This is a genomic window from Chryseobacterium taklimakanense (assembly GCF_900187185.1).
Classification (GTDB): domain Bacteria; phylum Bacteroidota; class Bacteroidia; order Flavobacteriales; family Weeksellaceae; genus Planobacterium; species Planobacterium taklimakanense.
The window spans coordinates 408903-426249 of the sequence record NZ_LT906465.1; the positions used below are offsets into that span (position 1 = coordinate 408903).

At 41.7% G+C, this 17347-nt stretch carries 17 protein-coding genes; 11 read left to right on the forward strand and 6 right to left on the reverse strand.

The features are described 5' to 3' along the window. Nucleotides 1-101 precede the first annotated feature (101 nt). Nucleotides 102-1040 carry a thioredoxin-disulfide reductase gene (trxB, locus tag CKV81_RS02025; RefSeq protein ID WP_095069918.1) on the reverse strand — a complete coding sequence of 313 codons (939 nt, stop codon included), beginning with the start codon at nucleotides 1038-1040 and terminating at the stop codon, nucleotides 102-104. A gap of 156 nt (nucleotides 1041-1196) precedes the next feature. Between trxB and CKV81_RS13275 the strand changes: the two genes are divergently transcribed. Further along, on the forward strand, nucleotides 1197-1364 hold the full coding sequence (locus CKV81_RS13275) for a hypothetical protein (RefSeq protein ID WP_157727345.1): 168 nt from the start codon (nucleotides 1197-1199) through the stop codon (nucleotides 1362-1364). A gap of 165 nt (nucleotides 1365-1529) precedes the next feature. Here the strand turns inward: CKV81_RS13275 and holA are convergent, their stop codons facing one another. Then, nucleotides 1530-2567, reverse strand: a complete 1038-nt coding sequence (holA, locus tag CKV81_RS02030) for a DNA polymerase III subunit delta (RefSeq protein ID WP_095069920.1) — start codon at nucleotides 2565-2567, stop codon at nucleotides 1530-1532. Between the two features lie 5 nt (nucleotides 2568-2572). On the opposite strand from holA, the gene CKV81_RS02035 reads away from it, so the two are divergent. Both CKV81_RS02035 and CKV81_RS02040 read left to right on the forward strand, forming a co-directional pair. Next, complete coding sequence (locus CKV81_RS02035) at nucleotides 2573-3007, forward strand: type I restriction enzyme HsdR N-terminal domain-containing protein (protein WP_095069921.1); 435 nt, start codon at nucleotides 2573-2575, stop codon at nucleotides 3005-3007. A gap of 66 nt (nucleotides 3008-3073) precedes the next feature. Beyond that, nucleotides 3074-3685: an HAD family hydrolase gene (locus tag CKV81_RS02040; protein WP_095069923.1), complete on the forward strand. Its 612-nt coding sequence runs from the start codon at nucleotides 3074-3076 to the stop codon at nucleotides 3683-3685. A gap of 233 nt (nucleotides 3686-3918) precedes the next feature. Here the strand turns inward: CKV81_RS02040 and CKV81_RS02045 are convergent, their stop codons facing one another. Both CKV81_RS02045 and ccsA read right to left on the reverse strand, forming a co-directional pair. Next, complete coding sequence (locus tag CKV81_RS02045) at nucleotides 3919-4281, reverse strand: cupin domain-containing protein (protein ID WP_095069925.1); 363 nt, start codon at nucleotides 4279-4281, stop codon at nucleotides 3919-3921. Between the two features lie 89 nt (nucleotides 4282-4370). After that, nucleotides 4371-7673, reverse strand: a complete 3303-nt coding sequence (ccsA, locus tag CKV81_RS02050) for a cytochrome c biogenesis protein CcsA (protein ID WP_095069927.1) — start codon at nucleotides 7671-7673, stop codon at nucleotides 4371-4373. Nucleotides 7674-7833: 160 nt separating this feature from the next. On the opposite strand from ccsA, the gene CKV81_RS02055 reads away from it, so the two are divergent. From CKV81_RS02055 to CKV81_RS02065, 3 genes are all read left to right on the forward strand, one after another. Beyond that, nucleotides 7834-10347, forward strand: a complete 2514-nt coding sequence (locus tag CKV81_RS02055) for an FtsK/SpoIIIE family DNA translocase (protein ID WP_095069929.1) — start codon at nucleotides 7834-7836, stop codon at nucleotides 10345-10347. Between the two features lie 160 nt (nucleotides 10348-10507). Continuing rightward, entirely contained in the window at nucleotides 10508-11155 is a 648-nt protein-coding gene (locus tag CKV81_RS02060; RefSeq protein WP_095069931.1) for a LolA family protein, read from the forward strand. 67 nt (nucleotides 11156-11222) lie between these two features. Then, entirely contained in the window at nucleotides 11223-12677 is a 1455-nt protein-coding gene (locus CKV81_RS02065; protein ID WP_095069932.1) for an LptF/LptG family permease, read from the forward strand. A 149-nt stretch (nucleotides 12678-12826) separates the two neighbouring features. Here CKV81_RS02065 and frr read toward each other — a convergent pair whose 3' ends face one another. Together frr and pyrH are read right to left on the reverse strand one after the other, a co-directional pair. Beyond that, entirely contained in the window at nucleotides 12827-13381 is a 555-nt protein-coding gene (frr, locus tag CKV81_RS02070) for a ribosome recycling factor (protein ID WP_095074144.1), read from the reverse strand. 40 nt (nucleotides 13382-13421) lie between these two features. Next, on the reverse strand, nucleotides 13422-14126 hold the full coding sequence (pyrH, locus tag CKV81_RS02075) for a UMP kinase (protein WP_095069934.1): 705 nt from the start codon (nucleotides 14124-14126) through the stop codon (nucleotides 13422-13424). Between the two features lie 121 nt (nucleotides 14127-14247). Between pyrH and porQ the strand changes: the two genes are divergently transcribed. From porQ to CKV81_RS02100, 5 genes are all read left to right on the forward strand, one after another. After that, nucleotides 14248-15252 (forward strand): type IX secretion system protein PorQ, encoded by a 1005-nt coding sequence (gene porQ / locus CKV81_RS02080; protein ID WP_095069935.1) that lies wholly within the window; start codon nucleotides 14248-14250, stop codon nucleotides 15250-15252. A gap of 4 nt (nucleotides 15253-15256) precedes the next feature. After that, nucleotides 15257-15934 carry a (d)CMP kinase gene (gene cmk, locus CKV81_RS02085; protein ID WP_095074147.1) on the forward strand — a complete coding sequence of 226 codons (678 nt, stop codon included), beginning with the start codon at nucleotides 15257-15259 and terminating at the stop codon, nucleotides 15932-15934. A 132-nt stretch (nucleotides 15935-16066) separates the two neighbouring features. Beyond that, nucleotides 16067-16417, forward strand: coding sequence for a YtxH domain-containing protein (locus CKV81_RS02090; RefSeq protein WP_095069937.1), 351 nt, complete (start codon nucleotides 16067-16069; stop codon nucleotides 16415-16417). A gap of 94 nt (nucleotides 16418-16511) precedes the next feature. Further along, entirely contained in the window at nucleotides 16512-16820 is a 309-nt protein-coding gene (locus tag CKV81_RS02095) for a phage holin family protein (RefSeq protein WP_095069938.1), read from the forward strand. A gap of 2 nt (nucleotides 16821-16822) precedes the next feature. Further along, on the forward strand, nucleotides 16823-17317 hold the full coding sequence (locus tag CKV81_RS02100; RefSeq protein WP_095069940.1) for a phosphoribosyl-ATP pyrophosphatase: 495 nt from the start codon (nucleotides 16823-16825) through the stop codon (nucleotides 17315-17317). The last annotated feature ends 30 nt before the right edge of the window (nucleotides 17318-17347 follow it).

The following is a 17347-nucleotide window of genomic DNA, read 5'->3' on the forward strand; positions in this document are numbered from 1 at the left end:
ACCCTTCGGCAGGCCCAAGGTGACATTCTCTGATGTTTAGGGGTTAAAGTTTTAAATTGTAAATTAAAAATTTACCATTCACCATAATTACTCCTTCACTCCTATTGCAATTCTGCCAGATATTTTTCCGCATCCATGGCTGCCATACAACCTGTCCCGGCAGCAGTAATGGCTTGCCTGTATACATGATCCTGAACATCTCCCGCAGCAAAAACACCCGGCAAATTGGTTTTGGTGGAGCCCGGAACCGTTACGATATAACCATTTTCGTCCGTATTAATCTGATCTTTGAAAATTTCGGTATTGGGCTTGTGACCAATCGCAATAAAAATGCCGTGAACGTCAATCTTAGACGTTTCCTGTGTTTGGTTATTAATGACCACTGCCCTTTCTACCAAACCGTTTTCCCCTTCGATACCGATCAGCTCGTGGTGGAACTTTACTTCGATGTTTGGCGTATTTTTTACACGGTGGATCATCGCTTTTGAGGCACGGAACTCATCACGGCGAACCAGCATGGTTACCTTATTGGTGAGTTTTGCCAGGTAAGTGGCTTCTTCCGCTGCTGTGTCTCCCGCTCCTACTACGATGACATCTTTGCCTTTATAAAAAAATCCGTCACACGTTGCGCAGGCTGAAACGCCGCCGCCGGCGTATTTCTTTTCATCCTCCAGTCCGAGATACTTTGCTGTGGCGCCGGTTGATATAATCACTGTTTTTGCAAGAATTTCCTTGTTGCCCGCCCAAAGTTTATGGATCCCTCCTGCTTCATTGCTGAACTCCACTTTGGTAATCATTTCGTAGTGAACTTTGGTATCGAAACGCTCGGCCTGTTTTTGCAGCTGCATCATCATTTCGGGGCCGGTAACACCGTCAGGATATCCCGGAAAGTTATCCACTTCGGTAGTGGTGGTAAGTTGCCCGCCCGGTTCGAGGCCGGTGTAAAGCTGTGGTTTAAGGTCTGCTCTTGCAGCATAAATCGCCGCTGTAAATCCGGATGGGCCGGAACCGACGATGACGCAGTCGTGTATGTTTTCCATAAAATTTTAGTTTCGGGGTTAGAGTTTCAAATTTCAGGTTCATTCTGAAAAATGACCTTCAAAAATCGGGAATTTATTTTGGTTGAGGAATTTTTTTGTGATGAATTTTGTCAATGAGGGTTTTCGAAGAAAGTTGGGTAATCTGAGAAGGAAGGTATGTGTACTTATAACCCAACCGCAAGTTTAGGACTGCATGCGCCCCGGATTGCAGCGGTTACCCCGCAGTGCAGCCGCGGAACGCAGTGGAGCGGCGAAACGAGGAGTATGAGCGGAAAGCCGGAAATGTGCGCCCAAAATATAGTGGATAAGTGGTTGAGTAATTGAGTGGTTGAGTGGTTTAGTGGTTGAGTGGTTGAGTGGTTGAGTGGTTTAGTGGTTGAGTGGTTGAGTAATTGAGTGGTTGAGTAATTGAATGGTTTAGTGATGGTAATACATTCTTGCTAATTACGCTGCTGCACCGGCTGTGGAACCTTACTAATTGCTTCCGCTTTAAAGTTTAACTTTTACTTTATCGATATTCAGGATTTTGTAAACCATTTCTTTCAGCAGTTCGCCGTCATCGGTTTGGTTGACGCCAAGGCCTTTGCTTTTCAAATCCGTTTCGCGGAGGATGGAAATGATTTTGGTGGCATGTTTCAGCGGATAGGAACGGGCGGCTTCGGCATAATCCTTTACAAAAAACGGGAGGATGCCCAATTCTGAGGCGATGGCCTGCTGACTTTGGCCGTGCATTGTATGGTAAATAATGATGTTGGAGAAGTAAAAATATAAATTCCCCATCATCTTTACAAAGGGCGTGCTATTGCGGTTTTTGCCGATGTAGTAAGCTATTTTCATAGCTTTTTCGGCGTTTTTCTGTCCGAGGGCCTTCTGAAGCTCGAAAACATTGAAATCCTTGCTGATACCGATGTGCATCTCAACCAGTTTTTCGTCGAGAATTTCACCCTCCTTCAAAATCATTTTCAGTTTGGAAAGTTCGTTGGCAATTCTCGACAAATCGTTGCCAAGATATTCGGCAAGAAGATGCGAAATGTTGGGCGCAGTTTTTATGCCCAGAGCAAAGCATTCATCGGCAATCCATTTGGCAAGGTTCCATTCTTTTACGGGTTCGCTTAAGAAAAGTTGCCCGTTTTTCTGAAGAGTTTTAGCAAATTTCTTCCGCGAATCTACTTTTTTGTGCTTGTGTGCGAATACCAAAATGGTGGTGGGAACCGGATTTTCAATGTAAGATTCCAGGATTTTGCATTCATCTTCCCCGAATTTTAAATCCTGGGCTTCTTTTACGATAATCAGGTTATAATTGCCAAACATCGGAAACTGCTGCGCCAAAGAAATTATTTCGGCAATATTGGTGTCCTTTCCGTAAGTTACGGTTTGCCCGAAGGCTTTTTCGTCTTCCTCCAGCACATCATTTTCAAAAGATTTTACGGCGACATCGATGTAGTAAGGCTCCTCGCCATGCAGGAAATAAACGGGCAAAAATGCTTTATTTTTAATACTTTTGAGGATTGAATCCAATTCTTTCATAGCCGATGGAACTTCCGAAACTGAACTTTGCGGAAACTTTTGATTTTAAATTCAGGAAAGACAAAGATAAATTTTTTATTTATGATTTACCCCGAAAATCGTGGCTTTTGCTCACGCCCGAAGAATGGGTTCGCCAGCACTGGATACACCATTTCCTGACCGTGAAGGGCTACTCGGCTTCCGCACTTGTAAGCGAAAAAAAAGTAGTACTGAACGGCCTTACCAAACGACTCGACCTTTTGATTACAGAAAAAACACTTCCGAAAATTCTAGTGGAATGCAAAGCGCCCGTAATAAAACTCACCGAGAAAACATTTGAACAGACTGCCCGCTACAACTCTATAATTGGAGCAAAAGAAATTATTTTAAGCAACGGTTTGCAGCATATTAATGCACGGTTAACAGAAAACGGGTACGAATTTTATAGTTTTGAATATTGATTAATTTAAACAGGGAAAAAACTTAAAATCCACAGGTATCATGTGCTGTGGTTTAAAACCCATATTATGGCAATTAAAAACATTATCTTCGATTTTGGCGGAGTTCTGATGGACTGGAACCCGCGTTATTTTTTTAAAGATTATTTCAACGATGATGAAAAGATGGAATTTTTCCTGAAAAATGTCGCCGTGGATGATTGGAATGCAGAGCAGGACCGCGGAAGGACTTTAAAGGAGGGAACTGAAATTCTGATTGAAAAGTATCCGGACTGGGAAAAAGAAGTTCGTGCTTATTACGACAACTGGACCACGATGCTGCGTTCGGATATTCCTAAAAATGTGGAAGTTTTAAGAAAACTGGCCGATACAGATTACGAACTCTTCGGACTGACCAACTGGTCGCACGAAACGTTTCCTTACGCGTTGGCGAATTATGATTTTTTCGAATTATTCAAAGGGAAAATCGTGGTTTCCGGCGAGGAAAAACTGATAAAGCCGGATCCGAAAATCTGGGAATTACTGCTGGATCGCTACAACATTAAGGCAGAAGAATCCGTGTTTATTGACGACAACGCGAAAAATATCGAAGCTGCAAAAACTTTGGGATTCATCACGGTGCATGTGACGGAGGAGACGGACTTGCAGACAGAACTGGAAAAACTTGGTGTTGTGATTTAAGCTCCCGAGAACCGCACACACTACGCCGATTTTCACAGAGGTTTTTCCGGCATAATTTTCCGGCGCCTGGAATGTAATTTTGGCAGAAGGTGCTCACAGTTTTTAGCCCAAAGTTCACCAAATTTTGCGGCGGCGAAGGTGCTTTTAAATAAGAATGTCAAATATGGTCATAATACCGAAGCACATTCTTTAGAAAATGAAGTGAATTTTGTGATCCACTTCGCCCACGCGGTTTAACGCTCCTCTCTGTGGACCAAATCCAGCGAAAACGCCGGCAGGCAAAGCGACATATACTCACATTCCTCTTCAAAAGGATTGCTGTAGCGCACCCGGGCGCCTTTCTGAACCCAAATGCTTTCCCCTTTCCTAAGAACTACCGTTTCTCCGTCGATTTCAAACTGTTTTTTGCCGGAAATAATATAGGTGAATTCATCAAATTCCGGGGTTTGATGCGGCTCGCTCCAACCAGCAGGTGCCACCATGCGCGCTATGGAAACATTTGAATTACCGGTGGAATTTCCCCAGTGTTCTTCAATCAGTTTTCCGTCGGTGGTTGGTACTGCAAACGGTGACTTTTGGATTTTATATTTCGACATATTCAATTAAAAATTAAAGGTATATAGAAATATTTATTATAAAAAAAACAGCTCAATGAGAGAGCCGTTTTTAAATTATTAAAACAGTTTTAAGCCTTGTTACTGTGAAACTTTTTATATTTAAAATAAGACCACACCGAAATTATAAACATCGTGGCCAAGCTTAAATACACCCAGATTGGCACCGGGATTGGGTCGCCGGTGGCATATGAGTGAAGCCCTGAAAGATAGTAATTCACACCGAAATACGTCATAAACACTGAGCAGATTGCGAAGAGCGCTGCTACGTGAAATGCCCATCTTCCGCGCAGTCCAGGAACCAAACGCATGTGAAGAACGAACGCATAAACCATCACGGAAACAAAGGCCCAGGTTTCTTTCGGGTCCCAGCTCCAGTATCTGCCCCAGGATTCATTGGCCCAGATGCCTCCCATAAAAGTACCAATGGTAAGAGCATAAAGCCCAATCGTAAGCGACATTTCTGAAACAATTGTAAGCTCCCTGATGGTTGTACTGTCGTGAATTTTAAAATTTGCCCGATTGGTTATGATGTAAAATAAAAGCGAAATGACTGCGATAATCATCGACAGGCCGAAGAATCCATAACTCGACACAATGATTGCCACGTGAATAATCAGCCAGTATGATTTAAGTACCGGAACCAAAGGTGTAATCTGTGGATCGAGTGCTGAACCGCCGTGTGCAAAGCCCATCATCAGAACTGCGACCATAAATCCGGCCGCCGGAATCAGAGTATTCGAGTTTTTGTATAGAACCAGACCTGCCGTAATACCCACCCATGAGATAAATACAATCGCCTCATACCCGTTACTCCACGGAGCATGTCCGGAAATATACCATCTGCCGGCCAATCCCAAAAACTGAAGGAAATAACCCACGCTGCCGATAATAATCAAGGCCTTAATGATTTTTCGCAGAACCTGACTTGGCCTGAAAAGTTCAATGAAACCTAAAACTACCAGCAACCCTCCGATTAATGTATAGAAAATAAGCAGTTTGAAGTTGATATTGATCTTATTCATGAACACTTCCAAATCTACCTTTTGCTTGGCTGGAACCACATTTTTGCCCCATGTCTGCTGATATTCTGAAAGTTTTTTAAGCTCAGCGTCAGCTTTTGCCCAGCTTCCGCTATTCTGTGCATCAAGAACGGCTGAAAAATAAGGGCCCATCACGGCCTGGGATTCCATGTCCGGTTCGAAATTCTGGTCCAGCCATGAATGCCATGTTGAGTTCGGATCATTTTTCACCGGTACAATCCGCATCAGTTGGCCACTGAAAAATTCATTGAAAATCTGAACTTTATCATTCAGTTCAATCACGCCCTTGTCATACATATCCTGTTCAGCAGGTTTCTTTCTAAAAGCTATTTGGTAATCTTCTTCCAGAATATAAGTCAGGTTTCCGTTGGCATCAGAAGGAAACATATTCATCAGCGAAGTATAACCGTCTTCGTTGGCTTTCACCTTTTGCTTCAGCCGGTCACCCCCTTGGCTTACCTTGATTAAAGGAACCATCGCCCAACTTGGCGCGTCGGTATTGATGGAAAGGAACCACTGTTCGGCCGTGAGAGACTTACCGTCTTTTCCTTTGAAAGTATCGTGTTTATAAAGTTTTCTTAGAACATTCAACGCCTGCGTATTGATCGGAACGATCCTTCCTTCAATATTCTGCACCAAAAGGTAACCGAATTTATCGGCGTGCTCTTTTGAAATTTTCACCCTCGCAATCGCTTCATCCGGCGTAATCATCCGCATGGTCTGGAACGACCTCGCTACTGAATTTTGTTGCGGTTGTGTCTGCTGTGGCTGAACATCTACGGGTTGGTGGTTGCTGTCGTGCACGCTTCCGTCCGGGTGCGTGTGTATTTCCTGCTGTGCTGTGGTTTTGTTTTTGCCACTTCCGTCATCCGTGCCGTGGGTTTCAATTTTTTGAGCATTTAAACCTAAGGTTAAAACCAGGGCAACAGCTGCGGCAGTTTTCTTTTTATTAATGGATTTGAGCATTGAATTCAGTTTCCAGAAGTGGGTTCCTTTCCAGAAGAAAATCATAAACATGGATGTAAACAGGAAGAAATAACCAATATAAGTGATTAAAGTTCCCCAGAAATCATGGTTAACAGAAAGGTGCGTCCCTTTTCTGTCCTGATCGAAACTGGCCTGGAAGAAACGGTACCCTTTATGGTTGAGAACGTGGTTCATATAAATTTTGTACGGTGTCTGCCTGCCTTCATCAATGATCTGAACGTGGCTTTCATAAGCACTCGGCGAGGAACTTCCAGGATATGTTTCAATCACGAAATCATCGAGTTTAAGCGCAAACGGTGTGTTATAAATCTTCGGACCGAAGCCTACCATAATATTCATGCCATCCAAAGTAATTTGTTTGAAAAGGTTCGGGTTCCCCTTTTCCACCGGTAATTCTACAACCTGTTTTGTTTTCGGCCCCTGAACTTCTATTGTAAGGGCGTCCGGAACTGCCTGATCTTTCTTGCGGTCGCCTTCGTAAGCCATCAGTTTACCTTTTCTGATGCCTTCGGGAACTACAATCCTGATATCATTGCCAATGGTGTAAAGGCTTCTAAGGGCCAGCGGCTGGTATTCATTTCCTTTCACGCTGTCTTTTTTCTGCGTTGCCATCGTCATATATTCTGCATCTACAGGAGTTTTAATCATCAGGTGTCCGTTTTCAGACTTGAATTCAATGGCACCATCAATCGGTCGGTTGAAGCTCACTAAAGTACCTTTCAGCGATTTTGATTCACCATTTTTCAGGAAATAATTTACCCTTCCATTATCTCCGGCATAAACAAAATGCAGGTATTCCTGGCCGTTTGCATCAGCAACAAGGCTGTCTTTTTTTCGTTGAATATAATCAAGGGCTTTCACAGAAATTTTCTCACCGTGGTAATCGTATGAAGATTTAAAATTCTTGTGAAGCGGCGACATCAGGTACGGTATATCCTTGTAATTCAGCACATCGCCATTTTTCTCAATCTGTATCTTAAAGAAATTCTTGTCGGTAATAATTTCATTTGACGTTTCACCTTCGCGGATCAGCATGATCCCTTCATAACTGATATATCTGGTAACTGCCCCGCCGATAAAAAGCAGAATAAAAGAAAGGTGAAATACCAAAACCGGCCATTTCTCTTTTCTCCAAAGCCTGTATCTCGAGATATTCCCGATAAAATTCAGGATTAAGAGCAGCATGATCAGCTCAAACCACTTGGCTTCGTAGATCAGTGCTTTCGCAGTAGGGGTTCCGTAGTCGTTTTCAAGAAATGTGGCGTAACCCATTGCTATGGCATACACCAAAAGCAAAACCGCCATCATTCTGGTGGAGATCAGTATGTCCTGGATTTTCTTCATAATAAATTTGATGATTTGCAAAAATACATTCTATATATTTAAAAAGCGAATTTGCACCCATGATTTTTTCCAGGGTGAGCTAAACCGGACAGATTCTCATTTTTATTATGAAAATTGAATTTATGGCCTAAAAAGTTTAAATTTGCCCGAGACTGACATTATGGAAAAGAAAACCACGACCAAACAGGCGCAGAACCCTGACAGCAACAATAAAACCCTCTCGAAACCGCGTATATTTTTTGGATTGTTATTCATCTTTATCGCGATAATCTTCTTCCTCTCATTCATTTCCTACCTGCTGAACTGGAAGGCCGACCAAAGCCAGGCCGGGACTATGCTCGAAAAGTCCGTGAAATCTTCAAACCTTATTGGTAAAGTCGGCGACTGGCTGGGAAATTTCTTCATTTTTGAAAGTATTGGTGTTGCTGCATTCATCGTAGCTTTTCTCCTCTTCATGGTTGGGACTTTAATTTTAAAGAAAAAATATTTCAAACCGTGGAAAACGATCGGCCACTCGCTGTTTTTTATCTGTTGGCTACCAATTTTCCTGGGAGCAGTTACAAAAGGTGAAGGCGTTTTGAGCGGCGTTTATGGTTTTCAGGTGATGGATTTCTTGAAATCGATCATTGGTGTAATCGGTCTTTGGCTGGTCCTGGCTGCCGGTATTATTTTATATTTTATTCTGGAATTCAACCTCCGTCCGAGTGCTGTTCGTCATCGACTGGGTGAACTGAATGAAAATACCATTGGCCGCGTAAAAAACATGCTTCCCAGCAATGAAAAATTTGAAGCTGACGAGGAACTTGAGGAGATAGCAAATGATGCAGAACCTTCACAAAGTAAACCTTTACAAGAATCGGGAAAACAACCAACTGCAGCGCAACCGGCTGATAATATTGCTCCGAAGGAATTCCCAAAAGTTACAGTATCTAGCGAGATAGAAACAATTTCTACCCCGAACAAAACTTCTTTTGAAACCGAAGAACCAAAGTCTGTAAGTCTTGATTTAAGCCCGGCCGATGCCGCTGCAGTTGCCACCGCTACAACTTCATCAAAAAATCTGAAAACAGAAGATCATTTCGATTTCAAAGTTGAAGTAGCACAGGAAGTTGATGAACTGGATGAGATTGATAAAAAATCTGCAGATCTGGTAAAAGAGCACGGTTTGTACGACCACAAACTGGATCTGGCAAATTTCCAGATGCCTAAAATCGAATTGCTGAAGGATTACGGTAACGAAGAAATCTCAATCAATAAAGAAGAACTTGAAGAAAATAAAAACCGTATCGTTGGTTTGCTGAAAAATTTCAACGTTGGAATTTCTGAGATTAAAGCCACGATCGGCCCCACCGTAACCCTTTACGAAATTGTACCGGAAGCCGGGATTCGTGTGGCAGCGATTAAAAAGCTTCAGGATGATATTGCACTTAATCTTTCTGCACTTGGGATCCGGATTATTGCACCAATGCCCGGCAAAGGAACCATCGGAATTGAAGTACCGAGAAAAACGCCGACGATGGTTTCGATGCGAAGTGTGATTTCATCTCAAAAATTCCAGAATTCTGATATGGATTTGCCGGTGATATTCGGTAAAACCATTTCAAATGAAATCTTTATGGCAGACCTTGCAAAAATGCCGCATCTGCTGATGGCCGGAGCCACAGGCCAGGGTAAATCTGTTGGAATTAACGCGATTCTCACTTCACTTCTCTACAAAAAACACCCGAGCGAACTGAAATTCGTAATGGTGGATCCTAAAAAAGTTGAACTTACCCTTTACTCAAAAATTGAAAGGCATTACCTCGCGAAACTTCCGGATGCCGAAGATGCGATTATTACCGATACGCACAAAGTCATCAATACCCTGAACTCCCTTTGTGTGGAAATGGATACGCGTTATGAATTGCTGAAAAACGCATTCTGCCGAACCATAAAAGAATACAACAAGAAATTCAGCGAAAGAAAACTCAATCCGGAAAACGGCCACCGCTACCTGCCGTACATCGTTCTCGTTGTCGACGAATTTGCAGATTTAATTATGACGGCAGGTAAGGAAGTTGAACACCCGATTGCCCGTTTGGCCCAGCTTGCCAGAGCCGTCGGCATTCATTTAATCGTTGCGACACAACGGCCGTCTGTAAATGTGATCACCGGTATGATCAAGGCTAATTTCCCGGCGAGAGCAGCGTTCAGAGTGATTTCAAGTGTGGATTCCCGAACCATACTTGATTCTCCGGGTGCAGACCAGCTGATCGGTAAAGGTGATATGCTTTATTTTAACGGTAATGAAATCATCCGCCTGCAGTGTGCCTTCGTAGATACGCCTGAAGTAGAAAAAATCGTGGAGTATATCGGTGCGCAAAAAGGCTATTCTTCCGCATTTATTCTTCCGGAAGCACCTTCAGACGACCCATCAAACAGCGTTGGAGCTTTCGATCCGAATGAGAAAGATGCTTTGTTTGAAGAAGCGGCCAGAATTGTGGTTTCTACGCAACAGGGCTCCACTTCGATGCTTCAAAGACAGCTGAAACTCGGTTACAACAGAGCTGGCAGGATCATGGATCAGCTTGAGGCCAGCGGTATTGTGGGAGGTTTCAACGGTGCCAAAGCCAGAGAAGTGATGATTTCGGATTTGTCCTCACTGGAGGATTTCCTTCAAAATTTGAAGAACTGATCTTTCCACTTTAACATCCTTTTAATAATTCTTGGAACGTTTTTTGAAAAAATAAATCTTGAAATTTTTAAACAAAGGTTTAAATTAAAATAAAACATTTAACCTTAAAGAAAAATTCAAATCAAAAAAGCAGAAATCAATAATAAAAGAATTTAAAAAGATGAGATCAATGATTAAAAAAATATCAGTTGCAGCATTATCTTTCGGCATGGCCACTTTTGCCTTAGCCCAAAAAGCTGATGCTAAATCAAAATCTATCCTGGATGCAGTTTCCGCCAAATACAAAGCCAATAAAAACACTTATTTCAAGTTTGCATACGGAACTGGTGCTAACGGAAAAGTATCAAAGACGCAGACGGGAATTTTCTACACCACACCTTCCCAGTACAAACTGAAAATCATGGGCATTGAGCAGATTTTTGACGGAAGCAAAGTTTACAACATCAGCGCGGAAGACCAGGAAGTGACGATTGCTAAGACCAACGGAAGTGAAATGATGTTCTCACCAACCAATTACCTAAATTCTTATAAAAAAGAATACAACACAAGATATATTGGTAAAAGGACGGTAAATGGCGTAAACGCAGACCTTATAGAACTGACTCCGGTAAAACGCAACGGCATCAAAAGTGTTTACATCTACGTCAACACAACAAAAAATCAACTGGTAAAAGTTGAGCAGTATGCAACAAACAACGATGTAGCTGTTATTGCAGTTTCAGATTACAAAACGAACCAGAATCTGTCTGCAGATCTGTTCAAGTTCAACAAAAATCAATACTCCAACTATATCATTACCGAACTGTAGAGGTTTGGTTTTAATTAGGGAAGTCACAGGGTGCAAACTTTGTGACTTTTTCTTTATTTTTGCGCCAATGAAAATCCTCGACCGCTATATCATAAAAACTTTTTTTGGACCTTTCCTGTTCATTTTCAGCGTTCTGTTTTTCATTTTTATCGTGAATATCATCTGGATCCAGATGGCGCAGTTCGTGGGTAAAGGCCTCACCTACTGGGAAATTACAAAACTGCTTTTTTATATGGGCGTTAGCGTGGTTTCGATGGTAATGCCGCTTACGATCTTGCTTTCTTCGATCATGACTTTTGGTGAATTTGGCGAAAGATATGAACTGGCCGCAATGAAGGCCGCCGGAATTTCCCTTACACGGGTGATGACGCCGCTTTTCATCGTTACCACCATTCTCGCAACGATACTTTTTTTCTTTCAGAATAATATCACCCCAGATTTTCAGCGGAAGGCAAAAAACATGCTTTACAACATCGCTGCCACGAAACCCGCACTCAATTTCACTCCGGGACAGTTCATCAATCAAATTCCGGGATTTTCCGTAAAATTTGATAAAATTGAAGGTGAAGGCGGGGAAAAGGTGGAAGGCGTTTTCATTCATAAATCCACTAATATTTACGAAAACCAGCAGGCAGTTGTTGCAAAAAACGGAAGATTTGTCCCGGCCGGCGACAAAAACTATTTAAAGCTGTTACTTTATAACGGTTATGTGTACGAGGACGAATACAGAAACAAAGATTACAACCAAAGGTTAAAACAGCCAAACCAGTCAGTAAAATTCGATACACTTGTGCTGCATTTTGATGTGAGCGAGCTTATTAATAAAGCCATCGAAAAAGAGCAGATTACCGACGATTACCGTTTCCAGACTTATAACCAGATCAACAAAACCATTGTAAAGACAAAAAAGGACAATGATGAAGTGATGCAGGGCCTCGGAACATCAATGGTGAGCAATGCGAACAACTATGTCAACATCATCCAGTCCTCAAAAGAAAAGCCTAAAAAGGTTGTCGCCCAATATAAAATCGACACTTTAAAAAAACAGAAAAAGCTGGATGTACTCTACTCTGCTTACAATAAGATTGAATCTCAGAAAAACGAACTTTCGACAAAAGAAGAGCAGATCAAAGGGATGGTGAAGGGCTACAACAAGATGATCATTTACCAGCAGAGGATTTTTGCATATTCCTTCACGTGCATCATTTTCTTTTTGATTGGGGCAAGTTTGGGCAGCATCATCCGTAAGGGAGGAATGGGAGTTCCGGTGGTGGTGGCTATTGTGATATTCATTATTTTTTATGTGATGAATCTTACGGTGGAAAACCTTTCGTGGAAAGGAAAAATGAATCCCTATCTCGCGGCCTGGCTGCCAAATTTGATTCTATTCCCGTTTGGGCTGTGGCTGACCATAAAAGCGCTGACCGATTCCCAATTGTTTGATATTGAAAAATACCGCACACTTTTTAAGCCGCTAATCGAAAAATTCCAGAAACCTAAGGAGCACGCCAGGTATCAGTAATAAAAATTAAATGTCTCAAAACCGTACGATGTAGGCGGAGAATGGTTTAAACAAAAATTCTCTTCCATCAATAGTCGGGATAAATCGCAAAAAAAAGCCGCTTCACTATTCGTGAGACGGCTTCTATTTATTTCTGTTTTCTGGACAGATTAAACTTTCATGATATCTGCCTCCTTCACTTTCACGTGTTCGTCGACACTTCTCACGTATTTGTCGGTCAATTCCTGTATTGATGCTTCCGTGTCCTTTATAATATCTTCAGAGATGCCCTCAAGTTTTTTAAGTTCTTTCATACCTTCCTGCCGCGCGTTTCTCAGCGTCACTTTGGTTTGCTCACCTTCAGCTTTTGCCTGTTTTGCGAGGTCTCTGCGCCGTTCTTCTGTTAAAGGCGGAACATTCAGAATGATATTATCACCATTGTTTGACGGTGCAAAACCAAGATTGGAATTGATGATGGCCTTTTCAATCGCGTTGACAGCAGTTCTGTCCCACGGCTGGATCGAAATCGTCATGGCATCAGGTACAGAAACGTTTGCCACCTGATTGATCGGCGTTAGCGCACCGTAATATTCCACCATCACATCCTGCACCATTGTTGTAGAAGCGCGTCCCGCACGTATTTTTTGGAAAGCGTGGTCCAGGTGCTTCATCGCGGAATCCATCTCCTGCTTTACCGTTTCTATTATTAAATCTAAATCTTCCATTATTTTATTTTTGATGTTAAAATTTACAGTTAATATATTTTTAATTAACCAAAGTACCAACCTGCTCGCCTTGCACGATTTTCAAAAGGTTATTTTCTTTATTCATATCGAAAACGATGATCGGCAGCTTATTTTCGTGGCTTAAGGTAAAGGCCGTCATATCCATCACTTTAAGATTTTTTGCAAAAACATCTTCGAAAGATAGAGCATTGAACTTCACTGCGTTTTCATTTTTTTCCGGATCGCTGTCGTAGATTCCGTCTACTCTGGTACCTTTCAAAATGACATCAGCACCTATTTCGATGGCTCTCAAGGTTGCTGCAGTATCTGTCGTAAAATAAGGATTTCCCGTTCCGGCACCAAAAATAACGACTCTACCCTTTTCCAAATGCCTTGTGGCTCTTCTTTTGATAAAAGGTTCGGCAACTTTATCCATTTCTATTGCACTTTGCAACCTTGTGTATATTCCTAAATTTTCCAGTGCACCCTGCAAAGCCATACCGTTGATTACTGTGGCGAGCATTCCCATATAATCTCCCTGTACACGGTCCATACCGTTTGCAGCTCCAGATAAACCCCTGAAAATATTTCCTCCTCCGATGACGATGGCAACCTGGCAGCCCAAATCCACAACTTTTTTTATTTCCTCAGCGTATTCTTTCAGCCTGTCGTTGTCAATTCCGTACTGCCTGCTTCCCATTAAGGCTTCTCCGCTTAACTTTAGAAGGATTCTTTTATATTTCATTTAAAGTTTAATTTTAGGTTTTGCAAATATAATCAAATGTCGATAATCTCGTTAATACAAATAAATTTAGTCTGCATCTTTTAACCAATTTTAAAATAAGTTATTTTTGCAAAGAAGATCTATGAAAATTAAGTCGCTTTTTGCCATTTCTGCGGTATTGTCACACTTTGTTCTGTTTGCGCAAAACGGCGAAAACATCTATCCTTTCCTCAATACTCCAGTCTCAGTTAGGCAGGCAGCTTTAGGTGGTGATGCAATTTCTGTAAGGGATTACGACGTCAATTTTCTGGCTGCGAACCCTTCTCTGAATAATCTTGAGATGGAAAACCGGATCGGAATCAGCTTTGCATCTTATCTTGCTGATTCCAAATACGGGACGGTCTCTTACGCAAAAGATTTAGGCTACGGACACCTTATTTCCGCTCATGCAAAATATATGGATTACGGAAAGATGCCACGGACTGATGAGAATGCAGAGATTAACGGTGAATTCTCAGCGACAGACGCAGCTGTGGGTGTAGGTTACGCCTATCAGTTTGAGGATGACTGGACCGTGGGTGGAAATCTGAATTTAGTAACTTCAAAAATTGACAACTACACATCGATGGCAATTGCAGCTACGGGTGGCATCACTTATCATTTAAAAAAAAGAAAGGAAACCGTTTCTTTAGTTGCCAGAAATTTTGGCTACCAGTTTAAAACCTACAACGGAACAAGAGAACGGCTGCCCCTGAAGATCGATTTGGGTTACTCCAAAATTCTGGAGCAGTTTCCTGTAGCTGTTACGGTAACTGCTCACGATCTGCAAAAATTCGACATTTCATCGGAATACAATAACAATGGGCAGGAAGTTCGTTTCTTTAGAAAGATTTTCGACCATTTTTCCATCGGTGCAGAGTTTTTCCCGGAAGATGCATTCAACATAAGATTAGGTTATAATGTAAAACGCGGGAATGAGATGGCAGTGCTCGATCAAAGAAGTTTTGCCGGGATTTCTGCAGGATTTGGGGTTAAAATTTCCTCATTCAGGTTTGATTATGCTCATGTAAGGTACCACAGCGCCTCGAATATGAACATGATCGGCCTCACGATGGATCTGATTGAACTTGGCGGAAACAGAAGATAAAATTATGAACAGAAAACCGGTTATCGCGATCGACGGATATTCGTCCACAGGAAAAAGCTCAATTTCTAAAATTATAGCCAAGAAACTGGGATTGATTCACCTGGATACCGGGGCGCTGTACCGTGGTATCACCTATTTTGCGTTACAAAACTGTCTTAGGGACGATAAATCTGTTGACACTGATGCCTTATTCAGTTGCCTTGAAAAACTGAATCTTGAATTTAAAGAAGTTGATGGTAATCTTGAGCTTTACCTTAACGGAAAAGATATTTCAAAGGAGATCCGAACTCCCGAGGTTTCAGATTACGTCAGCTTTATCGCAAAACAGCCGGAAGTGAGAGGATTTTTACTGCAAACCCAGCGTTCAATCGCTGCAAACGGCGGCATTATTATGGACGGACGTGATATCGGCACCACGATTCTGCCGGATGCAGATTACAAGTTTTTTCTTACCGCCAGCGTGGATGAACGCACCAGGCGCCGCCATCGGGAACTTACTGAAATGGGAGAAATTACAGATGAGCTGTCCGTAAAGGAAAATTTAATCAAAAGAGATAAAATCGACAGTGAGCGGGAAATCTCCCCACTGAAACAGGCAGCCGATGCCATTCTTATTGATAATACTTTGATTAATAAAGAGCAAACCATTGCGCTGATTCTCTCTTATATAAAACCTTTTTAGGGACTTAACCAAAAACTTTCAAAATTTTCACTTTAACAATAGTTTAATAATTTTTCCGGGGATTTGGCACTTTCCTTGTTACCATATTTTACCAAAGAGTAAATAAAAATTTAACTTTAAAAAATAAACAAAATGTCAAAAAAAGGTAACAACAATGCAGGTGCAGTATTAGCCGGTCTGTTAGCAGGTGCTGCAGCGGGTGTAGTTTTAGGAATGCTTTACGCTCCTGAAGAAGGTAAAGAAACCAGAAAAAAAATAAGGGATAAAGCAGATGATTTGGCAAATCAGGCTAAAGACCAGTACGGACAGGTTACTGAGAAAGTAAAAGACCAGTACAACAACATCTCATCACAGGTAAAGGAAACAACGGATAAAGTAGTAACTTCTGTAAAAGAAGGTTACGACAAATATAAAACCCAGGCTGCAAATACGGTAGCTGAAGTTTCTAAAGATATTGAAACGGAATTAGACGGGCTTAAGTAATTTCGCCTTTTTAATCCGATTCAATTAAACTAAAGGGAAACTTAATTTCTTAAGTTTCCTTTTTTCGTAAATTCACAAAAAATTTTGAAATCCAATGATTGATATTGTAAAAGATTATGCTTCAAAACGCATCGACCTGCTGAAATTACAGGCTACCGAAAAATCATCAGTAGGTGCCGGAACGGCTACTTTTATTGTTTTGGCTGCCATTGCGGCGCTGTTTTTTATATTTTTACTTAATATCGGATTAGGATTGTGGATTGGCTCACTGCTGGGTAATTATGCTTATGGTGTCCTGATTATGGCGGGCTTCTACCTGCTCATCTTAATCGTCGTGATACTGGCCAGGAAAAGCATTACCAATAATGTAGCAAACCGTATTATAAAAGCAATAAACGATTAATTATGGCAACTAAATATAACAGCCTCGATGAACTGCGCAGAAAGAAAGAACTTCTGAAAAAGGAAGTTTCTGATCTGGAAGACCTGCTGACTTTCGAGAACACCAAAGAGAGTTTAAGTGCTTTCACCCACGGTTTCACAGACAATTTTCTTACCGAAAAAACCACTGAGGAAGGTGATACCAAATTAGCCCTGAAAACAGGTAACATTGTAAAGGAGCTTGGTCAGAAATTAGTCCGTAACAGTGCAAGAAATTCGATAATAGCGTTTGACAACACCGGTTTGCAAAGCAATCTGTTAGAAAGCACCCTGAAGCTTGGCGGTGTGGCCCTCGTCGGAACTATGGCAAGAAAAAATCTTAAAAGCACCAGCTGGAGAAAACGTTTAATCGGTCTAGCGCTCGTTTATCTTCTTCCTTATGCCTTAAGATTCATTAGAGCGAAAGCTGAGGAATTTCAGAAAAAGCACAGCCTCTCCAGTATGGAAAAGCTGATATAAATAGAAGCCACTTTGTTGAAAGTGGTTTTT

What these genes read in the sequence shown, in the direction of transcription:
- trxB (WP_095069918.1), bottom strand. Translation starts at nt 1,040, where the DNA reads ATGGAAAACATACACGACTGCGTCATCGTCGGTTCCGGCCCATCCGGA.
- CKV81_RS13275 (WP_157727345.1), top strand. Translation starts at nt 1,197, where the DNA reads ATGTGTACTTATAACCCAACCGCAAGTTTAGGACTGCATGCGCCCCGG.
- holA (WP_095069920.1), bottom strand. Translation starts at nt 2,567, where the DNA reads ATGAAAGAATTGGATTCAATCCTCAAAAGTATTAAAAATAAAGCATTT.
- CKV81_RS02035 (WP_095069921.1), top strand. Translation starts at nt 2,573, where the DNA reads ATGGAACTTCCGAAACTGAACTTTGCGGAAACTTTTGATTTTAAATTC.
- CKV81_RS02040 (WP_095069923.1), top strand. Translation starts at nt 3,074, where the DNA reads ATGGCAATTAAAAACATTATCTTCGATTTTGGCGGAGTTCTGATGGAC.
- CKV81_RS02045 (WP_095069925.1), bottom strand. Translation starts at nt 4,281, where the DNA reads ATGTCGAAATATAAAATCCAAAAGTCACCGTTTGCAGTACCAACCACC.
- ccsA (WP_095069927.1), bottom strand. Translation starts at nt 7,673, where the DNA reads ATGAAGAAAATCCAGGACATACTGATCTCCACCAGAATGATGGCGGTT.
- CKV81_RS02055 (WP_095069929.1), top strand. Translation starts at nt 7,834, where the DNA reads ATGGAAAAGAAAACCACGACCAAACAGGCGCAGAACCCTGACAGCAAC.
- CKV81_RS02060 (WP_095069931.1), top strand. Translation starts at nt 10,508, where the DNA reads ATGAGATCAATGATTAAAAAAATATCAGTTGCAGCATTATCTTTCGGC.
- CKV81_RS02065 (WP_095069932.1), top strand. Translation starts at nt 11,223, where the DNA reads ATGAAAATCCTCGACCGCTATATCATAAAAACTTTTTTTGGACCTTTC.
- frr (WP_095074144.1), bottom strand. Translation starts at nt 13,381, where the DNA reads ATGGAAGATTTAGATTTAATAATAGAAACGGTAAAGCAGGAGATGGAT.
- pyrH (WP_095069934.1), bottom strand. Translation starts at nt 14,126, where the DNA reads ATGAAATATAAAAGAATCCTTCTAAAGTTAAGCGGAGAAGCCTTAATG.
- porQ (WP_095069935.1), top strand. Translation starts at nt 14,248, where the DNA reads ATGAAAATTAAGTCGCTTTTTGCCATTTCTGCGGTATTGTCACACTTT.
- cmk (WP_095074147.1), top strand. Translation starts at nt 15,257, where the DNA reads ATGAACAGAAAACCGGTTATCGCGATCGACGGATATTCGTCCACAGGA.
- CKV81_RS02090 (WP_095069937.1), top strand. Translation starts at nt 16,067, where the DNA reads ATGTCAAAAAAAGGTAACAACAATGCAGGTGCAGTATTAGCCGGTCTG.
- CKV81_RS02095 (WP_095069938.1), top strand. Translation starts at nt 16,512, where the DNA reads ATGATTGATATTGTAAAAGATTATGCTTCAAAACGCATCGACCTGCTG.
- CKV81_RS02100 (WP_095069940.1), top strand. Translation starts at nt 16,823, where the DNA reads ATGGCAACTAAATATAACAGCCTCGATGAACTGCGCAGAAAGAAAGAA.